Genomic DNA, 2472 nt, shown 5'->3' with positions numbered 1-2472 from the left:
GGCGCGCAAGCGGTCGACCTCTGCGGCATAGGCGGCGAGCACTTCCGGTTGCGCCGCCTCAGCGGGTAGTTCGACCGTGGGCCACTGCTCCAGCGAGATGCCGAACCGCGCCAGTTCTTCGGCGATCAGACCGACATCCGTGGTCCGCAGCAGGACAGCGTTTCCGTCGTTCTCGGGAATGACCTGTAACAGAGCCATGATCGTTGCCTTCCGTACGCAGACAGTCATCGTTGATCTGTGAGCAGGTGCAGCTGACACAACGCTTCCAGGCTTTCCAGCCGGTTGCGTGCTTCGTCCAGCGTCGAGCCCCAGGCGGTGGCGCCGTGATGGGCGATCAACAGCACCGGCGGGCTTTGCTGGTCAGTCAGCCGCTGGGAGATCTCCGCCGCGATTCTCGGGACCTCGGCCCAGTTCGCGAAGACGGGTACCTGTACGACGGACGTGGCGCCGAGCCCTTTGATGATCTCGAAGTCGGTGAACGTCACCGCGCCGGCTTCCGCTGCCAAGGCGGCGACCGCGGTGGCGTGAGGCGGGTGAGCGTGTACAACGGCACCACAGTCCGGAAACATGCGGTACAACGCCGCGTGGATGCTTGCCTCCGCCGATAGAGGAGGTCCCGGGCATCGGAGCGGCAGACCGGACTCGGCGTGCATCTGAACGACGTCGGCGGCTGTCAGTTCTCCTTTGCTGCGCCCACTTGCCGTGATCAGCGCCTGGCCGCCGGGCAACCTGACCGACAGGTTGCCCGCTGTTCCGTCCATCCACCCGCGGGCGTGCAGCTGATGTGCCAGTGCGGCCACACGATGTGCGCTGCCTGCGGCCAGCACTCGCAGTTCGGTGACCACGGCGCTGACCAGGTCCGCCGGGGTGACGTCGAAGGCGGGATTGTAGGCGGCCGCACCTGGGGGAGTAATGCGGCCGCCTACAAAGTTGAGGACTTCCTCTTCGTCGCGCTCCTCGATGGTGATCGCCGTGCCGGCGTCCAGTGTGGATTCGGGAGCGGCGACGATGAAGGGGACACCGCTACGTGCGGCGGCCAACGCGAGCGAGTACGTGCCTATCTTGTTGGCGACACTGCCGTTGGCCGTCACCCGGTCCGCTCCGACGACGACAACATCGATTCCCCCGGCCGCGATGGCGGCCGGGGCGGCGGAGTCGACGCACACTCGGTACGGGATACCTGCCTCGGCCAGTTCATAGGCGGTCAGTCGAGCGCCTTGCAGCAGCGGGCGGGTTTCCGTGGCCAACACCGATTCCACGTGGCCCGCGTCGGCAAGAGATCGGATCGCCCCGAGCGCCGTGCCCACACCGGTTGTGGCGAATCTGCCGGTGTTGCAGTGGGTGAGGATGCGCAGAGGTCGTCGTGTGGTCAGCTCGAGCACCACATCGGCGGTTCTGCACGCCACCGCGGCAGCGATGGTCGCGTCCTCGTGCAGGATGGACAAGGCCTCGAGCAACATCGCGTCCGGGCCTTCAGGCAGACGCGTCATCACGCGTTGGACCGCCCAAGTCAGGTTGATCGCCGTCGGCCGTGCGGCCGTGATGCGTGCGGCGTCTGCTCTGACGGCGTCTGGGTCGGCCCTCCTGCGTGCGGAGATCACGACCGCGAACGCTCCGGCCACGCCGATCGCGGGCGCACCCCGGATTGCCAACCGGCGGATCGCGTCGACCACCGCATCCACAGTGGACAAGATGATGAGGCGGTGCTCGTTCGGAAGCAAAGTCTGGTCAACCGCGATCAACGCGTCGCCGCGCCACATCAGGGACGGCCTGTCGGTCAGTCTTGCGGTTGCGGTCACCGCTCCCCCAGACACCTCGTCAGTGCACGAAGACCGCTGTGACAAGTCCGACCAGCATGCTGCCGAAGAAGCCGATACCGAGATACAGCAGGAAAACCCGGGTGGAGGCCAGCACGCGTACCGCGGCGATGGCCGGAACGGTCGTGACCGCACCGCCGAGCAGGAATGTCGTCGCGGCCGCGGGGTTCATGCCCGTCGCCATCAAACCGCCGACCACGGGAATCGCGCCGACACCGTTGAGGTAAAGCGGCACGCCGATGGCGGCGGCAAGCACCACCGACAGCACGACGTTGTCGCCGAAGCCGGCGGACACGATCGAGGTCGGGACGAACTTGACGATGAGCGCTTCCGCGATCACGGCGACCATCATCCAGCGTCCGAGCAACCACACGTCGCGCAGCACTTCGCTACCGAACCGCCGGGCACCCATCTGTGCCAGCCCGGCACGAGCCTGCGGCCACCACGGCTCTGGCTTCTGCTCCACAGGCGGGCTCGCGGACTCGGATCCGCAGCAGCCTCCCGACTCGGCGGAGTCGTCCGCACGGTCCGAAAGAGCTGTTCCTGTCGCCGACCGCGAGGCCGATCCGACGGTCACCGGGTCAGCGGCTTTCGCCGTCGTGGCCATCTCCAGCCGCAACGGCTGGTCGAGCCACCCGCGCCGCTCCATGAACAA

Annotated in this window: 2 protein-coding genes and 1 pseudogene; all 3 read right to left on the bottom strand. The window is 67.1% G+C overall.

The window, feature by feature from the left end; genetic code table 11:
• Positions 1 to 198, bottom strand: a pseudogene (locus SK854_RS47860) (cupin); the annotation flags it as partial.
• A gap of 26 nt (positions 199 to 224) precedes the next feature.
• Complete coding sequence (mtnA, locus tag SK854_RS47855) at positions 225 to 1799, bottom strand: S-methyl-5-thioribose-1-phosphate isomerase (RefSeq protein WP_319981865.1); 1575 nt, start codon at positions 1797 to 1799, stop codon at positions 225 to 227.
• A 19-nt stretch (positions 1800 to 1818) separates the two neighbouring features.
• Positions 1819 to 2472, bottom strand: a 654-nt coding sequence (locus SK854_RS47850) for a permease (RefSeq protein WP_319981864.1), incomplete at its 5' end; no start/stop codon positions are given.

The organism is Lentzea sokolovensis (assembly GCF_033949975.1).
Lineage (GTDB): Bacteria > Actinomycetota > Actinomycetes > Mycobacteriales > Pseudonocardiaceae > Lentzea > Lentzea sokolovensis.
The sequence above is the reverse complement of the archived record's forward strand: the minus strand, read 5'-3'. Positions and strand labels throughout refer to the sequence as shown.